General features: G+C 62.3%; 16 protein-coding genes. 5 read left to right on the top strand and 11 right to left on the bottom strand.

The features are described 5' to 3' along the window. Positions 1-72 precede the first annotated feature (72 nt). The gene (locus VGH41_RS23255; protein ID WP_331599986.1) at positions 73-3,672 is read right to left on the bottom strand and encodes an indolepyruvate ferredoxin oxidoreductase family protein; all 3,600 of its coding nucleotides are present in this window, start codon (positions 3,670-3,672) and stop codon (positions 73-75) included. Between the two features lie 360 nt (positions 3,673-4,032). Here VGH41_RS23255 and VGH41_RS23250 point away from each other — a divergent pair, with 360 nt between their 5' ends. After that, positions 4,033-4,224: a hypothetical protein gene (locus VGH41_RS23250; RefSeq protein ID WP_331599984.1), complete on the top strand. Its 192-nt coding sequence runs from the start codon at positions 4,033-4,035 to the stop codon at positions 4,222-4,224. Positions 4,225-4,365: 141 nt separating this feature from the next. Here VGH41_RS23250 and hppD read toward each other — a convergent pair whose 3' ends face one another. Beyond that, on the bottom strand, positions 4,366-5,463 hold the full coding sequence (gene hppD / locus VGH41_RS23245; protein WP_331599983.1) for a 4-hydroxyphenylpyruvate dioxygenase: 1,098 nt from the start codon (positions 5,461-5,463) through the stop codon (positions 4,366-4,368). 171 nt (positions 5,464-5,634) lie between these two features. Here hppD and VGH41_RS23240 point away from each other — a divergent pair, with 171 nt between their 5' ends. Then, a complete protein-coding gene (locus VGH41_RS23240; protein WP_331599982.1) occupies positions 5,635-6,147 on the top strand; it encodes an Lrp/AsnC family transcriptional regulator in 513 nt (170 codons plus the stop codon). A gap of 104 nt (positions 6,148-6,251) precedes the next feature. Here VGH41_RS23240 and VGH41_RS23235 read toward each other — a convergent pair whose 3' ends face one another. From VGH41_RS23235 to paaA, 8 genes are all read right to left on the bottom strand, one after another. Continuing rightward, the gene (locus VGH41_RS23235) at positions 6,252-6,920 is read right to left on the bottom strand and encodes a GNAT family N-acetyltransferase (protein WP_331599981.1); all 669 of its coding nucleotides are present in this window, start codon (positions 6,918-6,920) and stop codon (positions 6,252-6,254) included. A gap of 233 nt (positions 6,921-7,153) precedes the next feature. Beyond that, positions 7,154-7,759 carry a TetR/AcrR family transcriptional regulator gene (locus VGH41_RS23230; RefSeq protein WP_331599980.1) on the bottom strand — a complete coding sequence of 202 codons (606 nt, stop codon included), beginning with the start codon at positions 7,757-7,759 and terminating at the stop codon, positions 7,154-7,156. A 14-nt stretch (positions 7,760-7,773) separates the two neighbouring features. After that, positions 7,774-8,604 carry a DUF1835 domain-containing protein gene (locus VGH41_RS23225; RefSeq protein WP_331599979.1) on the bottom strand — a complete coding sequence of 277 codons (831 nt, stop codon included), beginning with the start codon at positions 8,602-8,604 and terminating at the stop codon, positions 7,774-7,776. A gap of 151 nt (positions 8,605-8,755) precedes the next feature. Then, the gene (gene paaE, locus VGH41_RS23220) at positions 8,756-9,844 is read right to left on the bottom strand and encodes a 1,2-phenylacetyl-CoA epoxidase subunit PaaE (protein ID WP_331599978.1); all 1,089 of its coding nucleotides are present in this window, start codon (positions 9,842-9,844) and stop codon (positions 8,756-8,758) included. Between the two features lies 1 nt (position 9,845). Further along, entirely contained in the window at positions 9,846-10,397 is a 552-nt protein-coding gene (paaD, locus tag VGH41_RS23215) for a 1,2-phenylacetyl-CoA epoxidase subunit PaaD (RefSeq protein WP_331599977.1), read from the bottom strand. Between the two features lie 20 nt (positions 10,398-10,417). Then, positions 10,418-11,221, bottom strand: coding sequence for a 1,2-phenylacetyl-CoA epoxidase subunit PaaC (gene paaC, locus VGH41_RS23210; protein WP_331599976.1), 804 nt, complete (start codon positions 11,219-11,221; stop codon positions 10,418-10,420). 7 nt (positions 11,222-11,228) lie between these two features. Beyond that, positions 11,229-11,513 carry a 1,2-phenylacetyl-CoA epoxidase subunit PaaB gene (gene paaB / locus VGH41_RS23205; protein WP_074301825.1) on the bottom strand — a complete coding sequence of 95 codons (285 nt, stop codon included), beginning with the start codon at positions 11,511-11,513 and terminating at the stop codon, positions 11,229-11,231. A 38-nt stretch (positions 11,514-11,551) separates the two neighbouring features. After that, the gene (gene paaA, locus VGH41_RS23200; RefSeq protein WP_331599975.1) at positions 11,552-12,550 is read right to left on the bottom strand and encodes a 1,2-phenylacetyl-CoA epoxidase subunit PaaA; all 999 of its coding nucleotides are present in this window, start codon (positions 12,548-12,550) and stop codon (positions 11,552-11,554) included. Between the two features lie 138 nt (positions 12,551-12,688). On the opposite strand from paaA, the gene VGH41_RS23195 reads away from it, so the two are divergent. The 3 genes from VGH41_RS23195 to VGH41_RS23185 all read left to right on the top strand — a co-directional run bounded on the left by VGH41_RS23195 (position 12,689) and on the right by VGH41_RS23185 (position 16,166). After that, positions 12,689-12,994, top strand: a complete 306-nt coding sequence (locus VGH41_RS23195) for a DUF2628 domain-containing protein (RefSeq protein WP_331599974.1) — start codon at positions 12,689-12,691, stop codon at positions 12,992-12,994. 144 nt (positions 12,995-13,138) lie between these two features. Continuing rightward, positions 13,139-14,761, top strand: a complete 1,623-nt coding sequence (locus VGH41_RS23190) for an NAD(P)/FAD-dependent oxidoreductase (protein ID WP_331599973.1) — start codon at positions 13,139-13,141, stop codon at positions 14,759-14,761. Positions 14,762-14,897: 136 nt separating this feature from the next. Further along, positions 14,898-16,166, top strand: coding sequence for an SGNH/GDSL hydrolase family protein (locus VGH41_RS23185; RefSeq protein ID WP_331599972.1), 1,269 nt, complete (start codon positions 14,898-14,900; stop codon positions 16,164-16,166). 114 nt (positions 16,167-16,280) lie between these two features. Here VGH41_RS23185 and VGH41_RS23180 read toward each other — a convergent pair. After that, positions 16,281-16,470, bottom strand: a 190-nt coding sequence (locus VGH41_RS23180; protein ID WP_331599970.1) for a hypothetical protein, incomplete at its 5' end; no start/stop codon positions are given.

Here is a 16,470-nt window from a genome sequence, read left to right as displayed (position 1 = left end):
ACTCCGTGGCGTTTCTGCTTATGGGGTGGCGCGCCGTAGACCCGTTACGGCACGCCACCCCGGTGGACCCGCTCAGGCGGCGTGCTGTGCCTGACCGCCTTGTGGCGAGCGCCAGCGCTTCAGCAGCTCTTGCCACTTGACCCGCACGCCCTTCAGGTTGTTCTCCTTCACGTGACCGTAACCGCGAATGCCGTCCGGCAGATTGGCCAGTTCAACCGCCAGCGCATGCTTCTGCGCGTTCAAGCCGCTGATCAGCTCAGCCACCAGTGCCTCGTACTCACCAATCAGCGCGCGCTCGGTGCGACGTTCTTCCGTCTTGCCGAACACATCGAAGGCCGTGCCGCGCAGGAACTTCAACTTCGCGAGCACGCGCATCGCGCTGAGGATCCACGGGCCGTATTTCTTCTTGATCAGATGACCGTGCGCGTCCTTCTTCGAGAATGCCGGCGGCGCGAGGTGGATATTGACCTTCCAGTCGCCTTCGAAACTGGTCTTCAGTTTTTCGATGAACGCCGGATCGGCATACAGGCGCGCCACTTCGTACTCGTCTTTGTAAGCCATCAGCTTATGAAGATTCTTCGCCACGGCTTCGGTCAACGGCAATTGGCCCTCGCCTGAATCCAGCGCCGATTCGGCCGCCCGCACCTGCGCCACGAGTTTGCGGTAGCGTGCCGCGTAGGCGTCGTTTTGCCACGCCGTCAGATAGTCGGCACGCTTGTCGATCAGCGTGTCGAGCGCCTTCGGCGTGTGCAGCGAGATGATCTTGCTGGTGGCGGTTTCGGCGGCCGCGCTGCGTCCTTGCGCTTGCGTGATCTTGCGCACGGCTGCCAGGTCGTGCGCCGCGCGGCGGCCCCATTCGAAGGCCGCACGGTTTTTCTCGACCTGCACCGCGTTCAGCTCGATCGCTCGCATCAGCGATTCGTACATCAGCGGCACCCAGCCCTTTTGCCACGCGTAACCCAACACGAACGGGTTGGTGTAGATGGCGTCGCCCAGTAGCGCGACGGCGAAATGATTGGCATCGATCGCATCCACGCCCGCGTCGCCCGCGCCCGCGCGCACGTCAGCCTCGGCGTCCGCACCGGGGAACTGCCAGTTCGGGTTCTTGATGAAAGCGGCAGTCGGCGTATGCGCGCTGTTCAGAACGACGCGTGTGCGGCCCACCTGCATGCGCGAAACGCATTCGTCGCTGGCCGTGACGATCGCATCGCAGCCGATCACGAGACTCGCCTCACCCATGGCAATGCGCGTCGCGTGGATGTCGGCCGGTTGATTCGAGATCTGCACGTGGCTCATCACGGCGCCGCCTTTCTGCGCGAGGCCGGTCACGTCCAGTACCGTCACACCCTTGTTTTCGAGGTGCGCGGCCATCCCGAGCAGCGCGCCGATGGTCACGACGCCGGTGCCGCCCACGCCCGTCACGAGCACGCCGTAAGGACGTCCGATCACAGGCAGGTCAGGCGACGGCACGACCGGCATCGCCTCGCCCGCCACGCCCGAGGACGCTTTGGGCTTGCGCAGCTGACCGCCTTCGACCGAGACGAAGCTCGGGCAAAAGCCGTTGACGCACGAAAAGTCCTTGTTGCAGGTCGACTGGTTGATCTGACGCTTGGTGCCGTACTCAGTGTCCAGCGGTTCGACCGACAGACAGTTCGATTTCACCGAGCAATCGCCGCACCCTTCGCACACCGCTTCGTTGATCACCACACGCCGCGCCGGATCCGGATAGGTGCCGCGTTTGCGACGGCGGCGCTTTTCGGTCGCGCAGGTCTGGTCGTAGATCAGGATGGTCGTGCCCGCAATCTCGCGCAGCGTGCGTTGCACGTCGTCGAGCTGGTCACGATGATGGATGTCGATCCCCGGTGCGAGGCCGACGCTCGCCGTGTACTTGTCCGGCTCGTCGGTGACGATCACGATCTTCGTGGCGCCTTCGGCCGCCAGCTGGTGCGTGATCTGCGGCACCGTCAGCACGCCGTCGACCGGCTGGCCGCCGGTCATGGCGACCGCGTCGTTATAGAGGATCTTGTAGGTGATGTTGGCTTTCGAGGCGATCGCCGCACGGATTGCCAGCAAGCCCGAGTGGAAGTAGGTGCCGTCACCAAGATTGGCGAACACGTGCTTGTCGTTCGTGAACGGCGCCTGACCGATCCACGCCACGCCTTCGCCGCCCATCTGACTGAAGGTGCTGGTGCTGCGGTCCATCCACACGGTCATGTAGTGGCAGCCAATGCCGGCCATCGCACGCGAGCCTTCCGGCACATTGGTCGAGGTGTTGTGCGGGCAACCTGAACAGAACCACGGCTTGCGTTCGACTTCGACGCGCGGCCGGGCCAGCGCTTTTTCCTTCGCCTCGATCACGGCGATGCGCGTCGCGATGCGTGCGCGCACGTCGGACGGCAAGTCGAACTTGTCGAGACGCGTGGCAATCGCCTTGGCGATGATCGCCGGCGACAGTTCGTAGTGTGCCGGCAGCAGCCAGTTGCCCATCGGCACCGACCATTCGCCGCCCGCGCCGTCCTTCTCGTCGAACTTGCCGAACACGCGCGGACGCTGCGTGTCGGGCCAGTTGTACAGCTCTTCCTTGATCGCGTATTCGAGAATCTGGCGCTTTTCTTCGACCACCAGAATTTCGTCGAGGCCGCGCGCGAAGGATTGCGCGCCTTGCGCTTCGAGCGGCCACACGCAGCCCACTTTGTAGAGGCGAATGCCGATACGCGAGCAGGTTTCGTCATCAAGGCCCAGGTCGGTCAGCGCCTGGCGCACGTCAAGATACGCCTTGCCGCCCGTCATGATGCCGAAGCGCGCATGCGGCGAATCGATTTCCACGCGGTCGAGTTTATTTGCGCGCACATAGGCGAGCGCGGCGTACCACTTGTAGTCGAGCAGACGCGCTTCCTGAACCAGCGGCGGATCCGGCCAGCGGATATTCAGACCGCCGCCCGGCATCGCGAAGTCTTCAGGCAGGATGATTTTCGTGCGATGCGGGTCGATGTCCACCGAAGCCGACGATTCGACCACGTCGGTCACGCACTTCATCGCCACCCACAGGCCCGAATAGCGGCTCATCGCCCAGCCGTGCAGGCCGAAGTCGAGATATTCCTGCACGTTCGACGGAAACAGCACCGGCAGGCCACAGGCCTTGAACATGTGTTCGGACTGGTGCGCGAGCGTCGAGGATTTTGCGGCATGGTCGTCGCCGGCCAGCACGAGGACGCCGCCATGCTGCGACGAACCCGCCGAGTTGCCGTGCTTGAAGACATCGCCGGAGCGGTCGACGCCCGGACCCTTGCCGTACCACATCGAAAACACGCCGTCGAATCTGGCGTTCGGATACAGGTTGACCTGCTGCGAGCCCCATACGGCGGTGGCGGCAAGGTCTTCGTTGACGCCGGGCTGGAACACGACCTGATGCGCGGCGAGATGCTGCTTCGCCTTCCACAAGGACTGGTCGAGTCCGCCAAGCGGAGAACCGCGATAGCCGGAGATGAATCCGGCGGTGTTGAGCCCGGCAGCCTTGTCGCGTTCCTGCTGCAGCATCGGCAGACGCACCAGCGCCTGGATGCCGCTCATGTACGCGCGGCCGCGTTCGAGCGTGTATTTGTCGTCGAGCGTGACGGAAGATAGCGCGGCTTCGAGCGAAGCTCGCTGACCTGCGTCTAGCGGGGCATTCATTATGTGTACTCCTCCACCCAGTTTGGGATCGCCAAATCTCGTTGGCCTCGGCATCTTGTGAATGCGTCGGCCGGGGTCGCAATATTGATGGTTTTTAAACGATGGTAGCACTAGGAGAAACCCGCCGCAGGGCATTAAAAATGCAATCATGCGGCGCGCGGCGCCTGGTTCGGACGCCCCCTCTCCAGCGCGAGAAGGCCGGTTGGGCGGTTGTTACAGGCTCGCTGTAACAACCTGTAAATACTGCAAAACTGCGGAACCGACCTTGAGAACCCGGTCTAACCACGCACCTGTGCAAACCTGCGCAACGCTCTGCGACTGGTAGAGCTTCACCACACAGGTGTCAGAAAAGGAGTACGCATGAACACCAGAAACATCCAGACCTTCCTGATGGTCTCAGCCGCATTTTTCGCAATGAGCGCGCCTGTGCGCTCGGGTAGCGCGGGGACACTCGCGAACGCGGTCGCTCAGACGGCGCAAACTGCGCAGGCGCGAATCGCCTCGGCACGCGTCACACCCTCGAAAGCCGAAGAGGACGAACGGCGCTCGTAATGGCTCGCTGAGGCGGTCCATTCTCATTCATTGACTCATTCCCGGCCGTTGGCTGAATCAACACACTGACGGCGGCCAGACATCGAAGGGCGAGGATTTTGCGATCCTCGCCCTTTTCTGTTGATGGGCTGCAGCGCTACGTCAGGCCTTGTCCTGCACCACGCCGCGGCGAATCTGATCCAGTTCGATCGATTCGAACAGTGCCTTGAAGTTACCTTCGCCAAAGCCCTGATTGCCCTTGCGCTGAATGATCTCGAAGAAGATCGGGCCAATCTGGTTTTCCGTGAAAATCTGCAGCAGCAGATCGTCGGGCGCGCCGTCGATCAGAATCTTGCGCTTGCGCAGTTCTTCGAGCGGCTCGCCGTGATCCGGCACGCGACGATTCACCAGTTCGTAGTAAGTGTCGATCGTATCGAGCAGCGAAATCTTCGCCTCGCGCAGACCGTCGACCGTGCGATAGATATCGTCGCTGCCCAGCGCAATGTGCTGGATGCCTTCGCCGTGATACGCGTCGAGGTATTCCTGAATCTGGCCGGCAGTCTCCGAACCCTCTTCGTTGATTGGAATGCGGATCTTGCCGCACGGCGAAGTCATCGCCTTCGACTTCACGCCCGTCACCTTGCCTTCGATGTCGAAGTAACGCACTTCGCGGAAGTTGAAGAGGCGCTCGTAGAACTCCGCCCATTCCTGCATGCGGCCGCGATGCACGTTGTGCGTCAGGTGATCGATATAGGTGAGGCCGTGGCCGACCGGATTCGGGTTGGCACCGGGAATCGGCACGAAGTCGACATCGTAGATGCCGATATCGCCAATGCTGTTCGGCTCGGCTCCGTTTTTGCCGCGCCACCGGTCGACGAAATAGATCAGCGAATCACCGACGCCCTTGATGGCCGGAATGTTCAGTTCCATCGGGCCGGTCTTGTTGTCGAAGCCCCATGCGCCTTTTTCCAGCGCCTGCGCGTAAGCCTTGGCGGCGTCCTGCACGCGAAAGGCGATCGCGCAGATCGACGGGCCGTGCAGGCGCGCAAACCGTTGGGCGAACGAATCCGGTTCCGCGTTGACAATGAAGTTGATCCCGCCCTGACGATACAGCGTCACGTCCTTATGGCGATGCCGCGCAACGGCGGTAAAACCCATCTGTTCGAACAGCTTGCCGAGCGCCTTGGGATCCGGCGCGGTGTATTCGATGAACTCGAAGCCGTCGGTGCCGACGGGGTTCTCCCAGGTCTGAACCTGCATGTCTGTCTCCTGATACCTGATGAGGGTGCGCACCGGTCCACGCAGGGCGTACAGGCACGACCGAATGAAGCAAGTGTAAAGCGCGTACCGCGGCGAAAACTTGCGAACTTATTCGCGCTTGAGTAGGCTTACGCTATTTTCTAGCTCAAAAACTCATTCAGGCGACAGGAAATGGCCAATATCGAGATAGATGCGATCGACCGGCGAATTCTCGCCATCCTGCAAGAGAACGGCAGGCTGTCGAATCAGGAGATTGCGGAACGCGTGAACCTGTCGCCGAGCCCGTGCTTGCGGCGGATCCGGAGACTGGAAGAGAGCGGCGTGATCCGCGGCTATGTCGCGCTGCTCGACGCTCAGATGCTCGGGCTCGATTTGCTCGCCTATGTGAACGTACGGCTGGAAAAGCGCGGCGGCCCCACGGCCGGTGCGCCCAGTGGATCTGCCCGTGTGGGGGCGACGCACGCCGAGCTGTTTCGTGCAGCCGTGCAGACGTGGCCGGAGGTGGTGGCGTGCCATGCCATGACCGGCGACACGGATTACCTGCTGCGCGTGCAGGTCGAGGACATGGCGCACTTTTCGCGCTTCGTGCAAGACCGCTTGCTGCACCATCCGTCGGTGATCGACGTGAAGTCGAGCTTTTCCCTCGAAACCTTCAAGGAAACCACGGCACTGCCGATTCTGTGAGCGCGCGGCAGCCTGGGGCGAGCGCGACGGCAGCGGATCGCTTTGACTGCGCAAAAACAAAGGGCGGCTAAGCCACCCTTTGTTTTGCTGGTCAGGTGTGCCGCTTACGCCGCGGCAGCCGTCGGCAGGAACGATTCGAAAATCTTCGATGCCTGGCGCGCCTGGCGCTTCAACGCGTAATCGAACACGGCGGCTTGCTCCTGCAGCATTTCCGCGATGATGCTCGACTGGTCAGCCGGCTGCAGGGTCAGATAGGCGTCGGCTTCGCCGTACGCGTACTCGATCTTCATGCCGGCCTTCTTGGCAATGTGCATCATCGTCGTGTTGCGCGACAGGCAATGCATATAGAGCATGGTGACGTGGGTATTGCGGCTGCGGATGGCAGCGCGTTCGAACAGCTTGCTGCCAATCCCCTGGCCACGGACGCTTTCCAGCACCGAGACGCCGAACTCGGCGGTGCGCTTGTCGCCTTCGGCGGCGAGATAGGCCAGATGACCGACGCCGACCAGTTGCAACTGGTTGTCGAAGACGCCGAACACGGTGTCACGCGAAAAGTCGATGGAACGCACGTAATTTTCGATGACGTGATCCGGCACGATCTGGCCGAAGCGCAACAGGCGGTCGTCCGCGTCGAGCGCAAGAAAGTGCGTCAGCAGGCGTTCGGGATCGACAGCGGTTAACTCCCGAACCAGAGCATGCGCGCGACCGGCTGCCTTCAACAGGCGATCGGATGCGACGATCGGCTCGGCGGCGCGAGTAGTGGGCGTGTTCATGATTGGGTTCTCCTATTAATCGGGCGGAATTGATGCACCGCAAAACCGATTCTAGCGGAAATGTCATCCCCTAACTAGGGAAAACCCGGATATGGATTCGATGAAGTTGTCTATTTTGTTGTGAGCCTATTTTTATCCTTATGATTTATAAAGATAATTAAGCGTTCGCATAAGCCGTCGACGGACGCGGCTCCACGGCTGCATCCGCAGATGAGGCATGTTGCGACGCAATGCTATGCGGCGGAACTCAGTCCGTGGTCGACCATCTGGACCACCTGCTCGGCGAACTCCCGGTAGCCCATCTTGCCGTCAGGCTTGAGCCACGTGAAGGTCCAGTTGATCATGCCGAACACCATCATCGTCAGGGCGGTCTGGTTTTCGTGGGTTGCGCGCTCCGGGTAGGCGCGCGTCAACTGGCGAGCAAACGCCGCGACGACGTCGCGCTGGCGATTGAGGATGATTTCGCGCTGCGCGTCGACCAGATATTTGACGTCGTTCAACAGCGCGACGTGCCGGCTGTGCGAGGTCTCGTACTCGGACAGAAACGCGCGAATCAGCTCGGCGAAGGTTTCGCGCTCGCTTAGACGGCGGCGCTGGCTGGCCCCTTCAACTTCCGCGATGATCAGCATCAGCCGCTTCGTGTAGCGGTCGAGCAGGTCGAACAGAATCGCTTCCTTGCTTGCGTAGTAGTGATAGAGGCGCGCCTTGGAGGTACCGCTGGCAGCCGCGAGGTCCGACATCGACGTGCTCGGATAGCTTGTTTGTGCGAACTTGGCCGCGGCCAGTTCGAGAATCTGGTCGCGCTGCGTTTCGTGGTCGGGGGCTCTTGTGCGGGCCATGGTTCGTCGATGGGTTAGCTGCTGCAGGTGGAAAGGGCGCTGCGCAGTTCAAGCGAACGCCACCCGGAGACATCGCCGCGCAGGTCGACGCGACCATTCGCGGCCAGTTCGCGAAAGCGCCAGAGCACGACGGTGTCGCTGACGAGGTAGCCCAGCTCGGCGGCCATCAGTTGCGCGCCGATCTGCGCGGCCGGCTGCCAGTGACCGCTGGCGCGCTCGAGGATCAGCGTGTCGAGATCGGCAAACGAACCGCTCGTGAAAGTATTGTCGCGCCAGCGGCGGGTTTCGCCATTCGCCTGTTTGACCTCTTGCCATTCGAGAGCGAGCCGGCTGATGCGCAGCACGGAAATGGGCGCCACGTCGGGGAGCCGCTTGACCAGGGCTTCAGGCGCGAACATGCCGACCGAGGTGGCCTGATCCGGGCGGCTATGCGGCGAAGCGCCGCAATCCGTGAGATCGCGAATCGACAGGCGTACCTCGTTGAGCCGCTGCGGGCTGTTGCGCAGGTGGTAGCAGACCCGGCGCAAGGTCAGCTGGTCGGACGCGCTCTCGGCGTGCCATACCGCAACCTGCGATTGCTCGGCCGCGATCTGCTCGAGTGCCGCCGCCTGGTCGCGGAATTCGCGGAGGTAGTCGCGCGGCGCGTCCGCGTGTGGCGCGCCGTCACCGATGACGCGTTGCCAGAAATCCGCGCGAACGTTGGGCGTGTCGTCGACGCCGCGCAGGGGGCCGACCGCAAGATCGTCGCGCAACGCCAGCACACGTTCGTTGCGCCCAGCCTGGTGCAACGCGGTTCGCAGGGAGTCGGCGGCGACATCGCCGTTAGTCAGGTGGATCGTGCTCATCAACGGGTCGTAGGCAATCGGGAACAAAAAAGGCCGCGCGGCGAGCGGAACGAGGTCCCGATCCCGAGCGGCCCCTAGTGTAAGCGGATCGCGGTTGAGCTGAAAGCGCTCAGGCGTTCGCCGGAGAAGACCGACGCGTTTTATGCCCAGGCTAGCGTTCGTCGTAGCTGACCACGACGCGCTCGCTTACTGGATGGCACTGGCAGGTCAGCACGAAGCCCTCGCGGATTTCGTGTTCTTCCAGCGTGTAGTTTTTTTCCATGGTCACTTCGCCTTCCAGCACCTTCGCGCGGCAGGTGCAGCACACGCCGCCCTTGCACGCATAGGGCAGCGCAAGGCCGGCTTTGAGGCCGACATCCAGCACGCTCACACCCTGATACGGCAGGCGCAGTTTGCGCTTCTTGCCGTCCAGAACGATTTCCAGATCGGCTGCGGGCGTATTCTCCGTGATCTCGACAGGCGGCACACCCGCCTGCGGCAGCGGAGAGCCGAAGCGTTCGACATGCACCTTCGCCGCCGGCACGCCCGCCGCTTTGAGCGCGGCTTCGGCGGCATCCATCATTGGCGCAGGGCCGCAAATGAAGGCTTCGTCGATCGCGTCGGCGGGCAGCAGATTTTCGATGAAGGCCGCGCACTTTTGCTGATCCAGAACGCCGTTGAATAACTCGACATCCTGCAGATCGTCCGACAGCACGTGATACAGCACGAAGCGGTTCATGAAGCGGTTCTTCAGGTCCTCGAGTTCCTCGGCGAACATGATCTGATCGACGCTGCGGTTGCCGTAGACGAGCGTAAACGTGCTGCGCGGCTCGACTTCGAGCGTCGTCTTGATGATGGCCAGCACCGGCGTGATGCCCGAGCCGCCGGAAAACGCGAGGTATTGCTGGCCTTGTTCCGCGTTCAGGTGGGTGAAGAAACGGCCGTCAGGCGTCATGACGTCAATCGTATGCCCGGGCTGCAGCGTGTCGAACGCGAAGTTCGAGAAACGGCCGCCCCGTACGCGCTTGATGCCGATGCGCAGCTCGCCGTCGCGGTCATAGTCGGTGACGCCGACGCAGATCGAATAGGAGCGACGCGTCTCCTCGCCGTCGATGTGCGTCTTCAACGTGACGAACTGACCTTGCGTGAAGCGATAGTGTTCACGCAGTTCGACGGGAACGTCGAACGCGACCGAGACCGCGTCGGCGGTTTCAGGCCGCACTTCGCGAATGCGCAGCGGGTGAAATTGCGGAGTGGCCATATCAGTAGGGTTTGAAATAGTCGAAGGGTTCGCGGCAATCGAGGCATCGGTACAGCGCCTTGCATGCCGTCGAGCCGAACTGCGCGAGGCGTTCGGTGTGCGCGGAGCCACAGCGCGGGCAGACTGGTGCGGGCAGTGCGCGAGGCACGAAGCGGATCACTTTCCCGGCTGGCGCTTCGCTGCCGCAGTCGCCGGTGGGCGGCGCGATGCCATAGGCGCGCAGCTTGTCGCGCGCTTCGGCGGTCATCCAGTCGGTGGTCCAGGCCGGCGCGAGCACGGTTTCAATGCGGTATGGCACGAGATTCGCCGCGTCGAGCGCGTGCGCGACGTCTTCCGCAATCTGCGACATCGCCGGGCAGCCGGAGTAGGTCGGCGTGATGATGACTTCGAGCGTGCCGTCGGCCGCACGCCGGACGTCGCGCAGAATGCCCAGCTCGCGAATCGAGACGACCGGGATCTCCGGGTCGGGCACCGCTTCGAGCACGGCCCACGCGCGTTCGAGCGCCGGGTCTTTGACGGAGGCGGCGAAAGCCGCAGGCGAAGGAGAAGTCATGGTCGTCGGGGCTCTGAGGCTTACCAATTGGCGCCGGGATGTTGCCGCGCAAGGCTCTGCATTTCGGCGAGCACATAGCCCATGTGCTCCGAATGCTCGCCATGCTTGCCCGAGGAGATGTGCTTGACCGGCTCCGGCAAGCTGAGCGTGGCTTCGTTGACTGTGGCGCGCACGTCTTCCAGCCAGGCAGCTTCCAGCGCCGCAGTCTGCGGACCGATGCCGGCGGCGGCAATGGCTTCTTCCACCGCGTCGACGCTGAAGAATTCGCGTGTGTACGGCAGCAGATAATCGAGCGCGGCTTGCGCGCGACGATGCGATGCGTCCGTGCCGTCGCCCAGCCGGATCAGCCATTCGCCAGCGTGATGCACGTGGTAGCGCGTCTCCTTGATCGACTTGGCGGCAATCGCGGCAAGCTGCTCGTCCGCCGAAGCGGCAAGCGCGGTCCACAGATGCGCCATCAGCGTCGCATAAAGGAAGTTGCGCACGATCGTGACCGCGTAGTCTTTGTCCGCGTGCGCCGTGCCGGACAGGGGGCCGTAGTGCGGCAGTTCGGCCAGCGTGTAATTGGCGAACTCGCGTTCAGCGCGGAAGTACGCGTAGTCGTCCTCGGTCCGGTTCGTGCCGGTAAGCGCGAAGTCGAGTGTGGCCGCGTGCGTATAGAGCAACCGCGCCTGGCCGATCAGATCGAGGCTCATATTGGCCAGTGCGATGTCCTCTTCGAGAATCGGGCCGTGGCCGCACCACTCGGCATTGCGTTGACCGAGGATGAGCGCCGTGTCCGCAAGACGCAGCACGTAGGAAAGATGTTGGGGCGTGATGTCCATGTCGCGCTTACATGTGATTGACTTCGTCGGGCAGCGTGTAGAACGTCGGATGGCGGTAAATCTTGTCGCCGGCCGGTTCGAACAGCTCCGCCTTGTCTTGCGGATCGGACGCGGTGATCGCGGAGGACGGCACCACCCAGATGCTCACGCCTTCCTGGCGGCGGGTGTAGACGTCGCGCGCCATGCGCAGTGCCATTGGCGCGTCGGCGGCGTGCAGACTGCCGCAGTGTTTGTGGTCGAGCCCCTGCTTGCTGCGCACGAACACTTCCCAGATCGGCCATTCCTTGTTCATTTCTGATCTCCTGATGCGTTGCCTGATGTGCCGCCGGACTATGCGGCTTGCTGCCCGGCACGCCGGCGCTGCTTTTCCGCATGCGCAAGGGCGGCTTCGCGCACCCAGGCACCGTCGTTGTGGGCTTTGACTCGGGTGGCGAGGCGTTCGCGATTGCAAGGACCGTCGCCATTCACGACGCGCCAGAACTCTTCCCAGTCGATCTCGCCATAGTCGTAATGGCCGCGGGCTTCGTTCCACTTCAGATGCGGGTCGGGCAGCGTGACGCCCAGCACCTTGGCCTGGTCGACGGTGGCGTCGACGAACTTCTGCCGCAGATCGTCATTGGAAATGCGCTTGATGCCCCATTGCGACGATTGATTGCTGTGAATCGAATCCTTGTCACCTGGACCGAACATCATGAGAACCGGCCACCACCAGCGATTTACGGCCTGCTGGACCATTTCGCGCTGGGCTTCGGTGCCTTTCATCATGGACAGCAGCGCGTCGAACCCCTGGCGCTGGTGAAACGACTCTTCCTTGCAGATGCGGATCATGGCGCGGGCGTACGGCCCGTAGGTACAACGGCACAGAGGAATCTGGTTCATGATGGCCGCGCCGTCGACCAGCCAGCCGATCACGCCAACGTCTGCCCAGGTAGGCGTCGGATAGTTGAAAATGCTTGAATACTTGGCCTTGCCGGCGTGAAGCGCGTCGATCAGCTGGTCGCGCGACACCGCAAGTGTTTCAGCCGCGCTATATAGATAGAGGCCGTGGCCGGCTTCGTCCTGCACCTTGGCGAGCAGAATGGCTTTGCGCTTCAGGCTGGGGGCGCGTGTGATCCAGTTGCCTTCGGGCAGCATGCCCACGATTTCCGAGTGAGCATGCTGCGAAATCTGCCGCACCAGGGTTTTGCGGTAAGCGTCGGGCATCCAGTCCTGCGGCTCGATCTTGCCGTCCGCAGCCATGACGGCGTCAAAGCGCGCCTGTTCGGGCGAACTGCCGGCAGGGTCGAGCGGAGCGACGTTGCCCGGAATGTCGAGGGATTGCGTGTACATAGCGAACGCTCTCGTCCGAAGTGATCTGTGTTGCGCAGTATAAACCAACCGACCGGTCGGTTAATGATCTTTTTGAGTGGAAATTTGGGGCAGGTTCGGACGTTGCGGTTGACTAAAGCAAGGATGAGGACAGAAGAGATGACGGAACAGATCTATTTGCAGCACCCGGCCAGCAACGAGAGGGTCGCCGTGAGCACGGGCTTCAGCTGGTCGGCGTGCCTGCTCGGCTTCATCTGGGCCTTAATGAAGAGACTATGGCTGCTGGCAGTGCTGCTGCTGGCGGTCGATCTGATCATTACGCTGATTGGGTTCGTCGGAGCGGCGGCAGACGTCATTAGTCTGATTCTCAGTATCGCGTTCGCGATTTATTGCGGCATGAACGCCAACCAGTGGCACCGCCGAGCCTTGGAGCGTAAGGGTTACGTCGTCTCGTCCGAGCTCTGAAACGGCGTGCGCGGATCGCGGCGGTCAGGCGCGCCATGCGTGCCACTGGCTTTGGGATCTCCGCAGTTGCTGCCCTTTGCCGTGGCAGAACCTATAAAATCGCGAATTGGCCGCGATTCCGCGCCCCCTGCATCTCCGGTACCCATGTTACGTTTAAGCGAAATCAAACTCCCGCTCGATCACCCCGAAAGCGCTCTCAAAGCCGCGGTTCTCGCGCGCCTCGCTGAGCTCGGCGTGCCCGCAGACGGGCTCATCCAGTTCACCGTATTCCGCCGTGCGCATGATGCGCGCAAGCGCGCCGACATCAAGCTGACGTATATCGTCGACGTGGAAGTCAAGGACGAAGCCGCCGCGCTCAAGCGCCTTGCGGGCGTGGCGCATTGCGCCGTGACGCCGGATATGGAATATCGTTTCGTGACCACGGCACCCGAGCATATGGCGTCGCCGCGGCCGGTGGTCATCGGCATGGGGCCGTGCGGGCTGTTTGCAGGACTGATTCTCGCGCAGATGGGCTTCCGTCCCATCATTCTGGAGCGTGGCAAGGCCGTGCGTGAGCGCACCAAGGACACCTTCGGCCTGTGGCGCAAATCGGTGCTCAATCCGGAATCTAATGTGCAGTTCGGTGAAGGCGGGGCCGGCACGTTTTCGGACGGCAAACTGTATAGCCAGATCAAGGATCCGCATCACTATGGACGCAAGGTCCTCGACGAGTTCGTCAAGGCTGGCGCGCCGGAAGACATTCTTTATCTGAGCCGGCCGCATATTGGCACGTTCCGGCTGGTCAGCATGGTGGAGAAGATGCGCGCCACGATCCACCAGCTGGGCGGCGAGGTGCGCTTCGAGACGCGCGTCGACGATATCGAGATCGAGCGGGGCAAGGTGCGTGCCCTGCAGTTATCCAACGGCGAGACGCTGCCCTGCGAGCACGTTGTTCTCGCGGTTGGCCACAGCGCGCGCGACACGTTCGAAATGCTGCACAAGCGCGGCGTCTATATCGAGGCAAAGCCGTTCTCACTCGGCTTTCGCATCGAGCATCCGCAGGGTGTGATCGACCGCAGCCGCTTCGGCAAGTTTGCCGGCCACAAGGAACTGGGCGCCGCGGACTACAAGGTGGTGCATCACTGCAGCAATGGGCGCGCGGTCTACAGTTTCTGCATGTGCCCAGGCGGCACCGTGGTGGCGGCGACTTCGGAGCCGGGGCGCGTAGTCACCAACGGGATGAGCCAGTACTCCCGTGCGGAGCGCAACGCCAACGCGGGGATCGTGGTGGGCATCACGCCGGAAGACTATCCGGGCGGACCACTGGCGGGCATTGCGTTTCAGCGGAAATGGGAGGAGCGCGCCTTCGAGCTTGGCGGCGGAAATTATTGTGCGCCGGGGCAACTGGTGGGGGACTTCATTGCCGGACGGGCTTCCACCTCGCTCGGCTCGGTCGTGCCGTCGTATAAGCCGGGCGTGCATCCGACCGATCTCAGCACGGCGTTGCCGGATTACGTGATCGAAGCGATCCGTGAAGCGCTGCCGCAGCTTGACCGGAAGATTTCCGGTTTCGCGATGAACGACGCAGTGCTGACAGGCGTGGAGACGCGCACTTCGTCGCCGATCCGGATCCGCCGCAAGGAAAACTACCAGAGCATGAATGTGGAGGGGCTCTATCCGGCGGGTGAAGGTGCGGGCTATGCCGGCGGGATCTATTCAGCGGCGATCGACGGCATTGAAGTGGCGCAGGCGCTGGCGCTGGACATGACGTCGGCACTGCGCGCCTGAGGGTGTTGAGCGAGTGGCTGCATGCCACTTCGACTAGCGGACACAGGGTGCTGAGCTCCCGGCAATCTCACCGTCCCCCGCCGCTACCGTTCGGGCACAATGGCCGTCTTTCGTCCATCTCGTTATACGAATCCGAATGACCCTCCGTGCTCTTGCCGCTGCCTGCGGCGCCGCCTTGTTGTCCCAACTTGCCGCTTCGCCTGCGGCGTTTGCCGCCGATGCTCCCGTGCACTGGGTGACGAGCTGGGCGACGGCACTTCAGCCTATCCCACAGCAGGCCAATTTGCCGGCGCTCTACCGCGCGCCCGACGTAGCCGGGCGAACCGTCCGTCAGATTGTCTACCCGACCTTGTCCGGCGATGTGATCCGTGTCCACGTCAGTAACGCGTATGGAAAGGCGCCGCTGGTGATTCAGGAGCTGCGCCTCGCGCGTTCGGCTGGCGGGGCGGCGGCGCAGGGCAAAGGCGGGGTCGCGGTGACGTTCAACGGTAAGGCGTCGGTAGTGATCCCGCCCGGAGGCGAGCTGGATAGCGATGCGGCGAAGCTTGAGATCGTCGCCGGTACGCCGTACGCCGTAAGTTCGTACATGGGGCCCGAGCAACGGCTCGTGGCGTGGCACCGGGTGTCGAGTCAGGTCAACTATGTGTCGTTGCCCGGTAATCATGCTGGCGATGCAATGGGCGGCGCGTTTTCTCAGCGCTTTACGCAGTACGCATGGGTGACGGGGCTTTCCGTGGATGTCCCTGCGGGAGCCACGGTTGCGGCCATCGGCGATTCGATCACCGACGGAATGCGCTCGAGCCTGAACGAAAACCGCCGCTGGCCGGACGCCCTGGCGCGTCGGCTGGCACGCGAGGGAAGCGGCTCGACCGCAATTGTCAATCTGGGCATTAGCGGGAACCGGCTGCTCAACGATTCTCCGTGTTACGGCGACGCGCTTGCAAGGCGGTTCGGGCGCGACGTGCTCGAGCATCCGGGCGTGAAGACGGCCATTGTGCTGATCGGCATCAACGACATCAATTTTTCTTCAATGCCGCCGCGCGCCGGCCTTGATTGCGATTCGCCACACACGTCGGTGACAGCGGCTGATCTGATTGCGGGCTATGAGCGCGTGATTGGCGAAGCACACCGGCGCGGCGTCCGCATTTTCGGCGCGACGCTGACCCCGGCCTCGCTGCCGCCGCAGCGGGAGAGTATCCGTTTGGCGGTTAATCAGTGGATCAGAACAAGCCACTCGTACGACGGCGTGGTCGATTTCGACGCGGCTTTGCGCGATCCGGCGCAGCCTGTACGGCTACGGCGCGAATACGATAGCGGCGATCATATCCATCCCAGTGACGCAGGATATGCCGCAATGGCCGATGCCATTCCGATTGACGCTGTAGCAAATGCGCCCCGCAAGTGACTCGCCAAAAAAACATTTTCGTCAAACCCTTGTCATCTGGCTGATGTTCGCCTACTATTCGCCTCCTCGTTTGCGAACGAGTGCCGCTGCCGAAACCAGCGGCCGTAACGTCAGCTAGGTTTTAAGCGAAAGCAAAAAAATGTAGTTGACGAAGCGAAAAAGATTCTTCATAATCTCGTTTCTCTGCTGCTGATGCAGCGACGCAGAACGAAGCGGTGCCGGGTGGTTGTGAAGGTGATGCAACGCGGTGCGGTTTCGGTGGTGAATGCGTAATCGATCTTTAAAAATTAACAGCCGATAAGTG

The sequence above is a fragment of the Paraburkholderia sp. genome, assembly GCF_036488795.1.
In the GTDB taxonomy this organism is placed as follows: Bacteria; Pseudomonadota; Gammaproteobacteria; order Burkholderiales; family Burkholderiaceae; genus Paraburkholderia.
The sequence above is the reverse complement of the archived record's forward strand: the minus strand, read 5'-3'. Positions and strand labels throughout refer to the sequence as shown.

Excerpts from the sequence above, each read along its gene's own strand:
- VGH41_RS23255 (WP_331599986.1), bottom strand. The coding sequence starts at position 3,672 with ATGAATGCCCCGCTAGACGCAGGTCAGCGAGCTTCGCTCGAAGCCGCG.
- VGH41_RS23250 (WP_331599984.1), top strand. The coding sequence starts at position 4,033 with ATGAACACCAGAAACATCCAGACCTTCCTGATGGTCTCAGCCGCATTT.
- hppD (WP_331599983.1), bottom strand. The coding sequence starts at position 5,463 with ATGCAGGTTCAGACCTGGGAGAACCCCGTCGGCACCGACGGCTTCGAG.
- VGH41_RS23240 (WP_331599982.1), top strand. The coding sequence starts at position 5,635 with ATGGCCAATATCGAGATAGATGCGATCGACCGGCGAATTCTCGCCATC.
- VGH41_RS23235 (WP_331599981.1), bottom strand. The coding sequence starts at position 6,920 with ATGAACACGCCCACTACTCGCGCCGCCGAGCCGATCGTCGCATCCGAT.
- VGH41_RS23230 (WP_331599980.1), bottom strand. The coding sequence starts at position 7,759 with ATGGCCCGCACAAGAGCCCCCGACCACGAAACGCAGCGCGACCAGATT.
- VGH41_RS23225 (WP_331599979.1), bottom strand. The coding sequence starts at position 8,604 with ATGAGCACGATCCACCTGACTAACGGCGATGTCGCCGCCGACTCCCTG.
- paaE (WP_331599978.1), bottom strand. The coding sequence starts at position 9,844 with ATGGCCACTCCGCAATTTCACCCGCTGCGCATTCGCGAAGTGCGGCCT.
- paaD (WP_331599977.1), bottom strand. The coding sequence starts at position 10,397 with ATGACTTCTCCTTCGCCTGCGGCTTTCGCCGCCTCCGTCAAAGACCCG.
- paaC (WP_331599976.1), bottom strand. The coding sequence starts at position 11,221 with ATGGACATCACGCCCCAACATCTTTCCTACGTGCTGCGTCTTGCGGAC.
- paaB (WP_074301825.1), bottom strand. The coding sequence starts at position 11,513 with ATGAACAAGGAATGGCCGATCTGGGAAGTGTTCGTGCGCAGCAAGCAG.
- paaA (WP_331599975.1), bottom strand. The coding sequence starts at position 12,550 with ATGTACACGCAATCCCTCGACATTCCGGGCAACGTCGCTCCGCTCGAC.
- VGH41_RS23195 (WP_331599974.1), top strand. The coding sequence starts at position 12,689 with ATGACGGAACAGATCTATTTGCAGCACCCGGCCAGCAACGAGAGGGTC.
- VGH41_RS23190 (WP_331599973.1), top strand. The coding sequence starts at position 13,139 with ATGTTACGTTTAAGCGAAATCAAACTCCCGCTCGATCACCCCGAAAGC.
- VGH41_RS23185 (WP_331599972.1), top strand. The coding sequence starts at position 14,898 with ATGACCCTCCGTGCTCTTGCCGCTGCCTGCGGCGCCGCCTTGTTGTCC.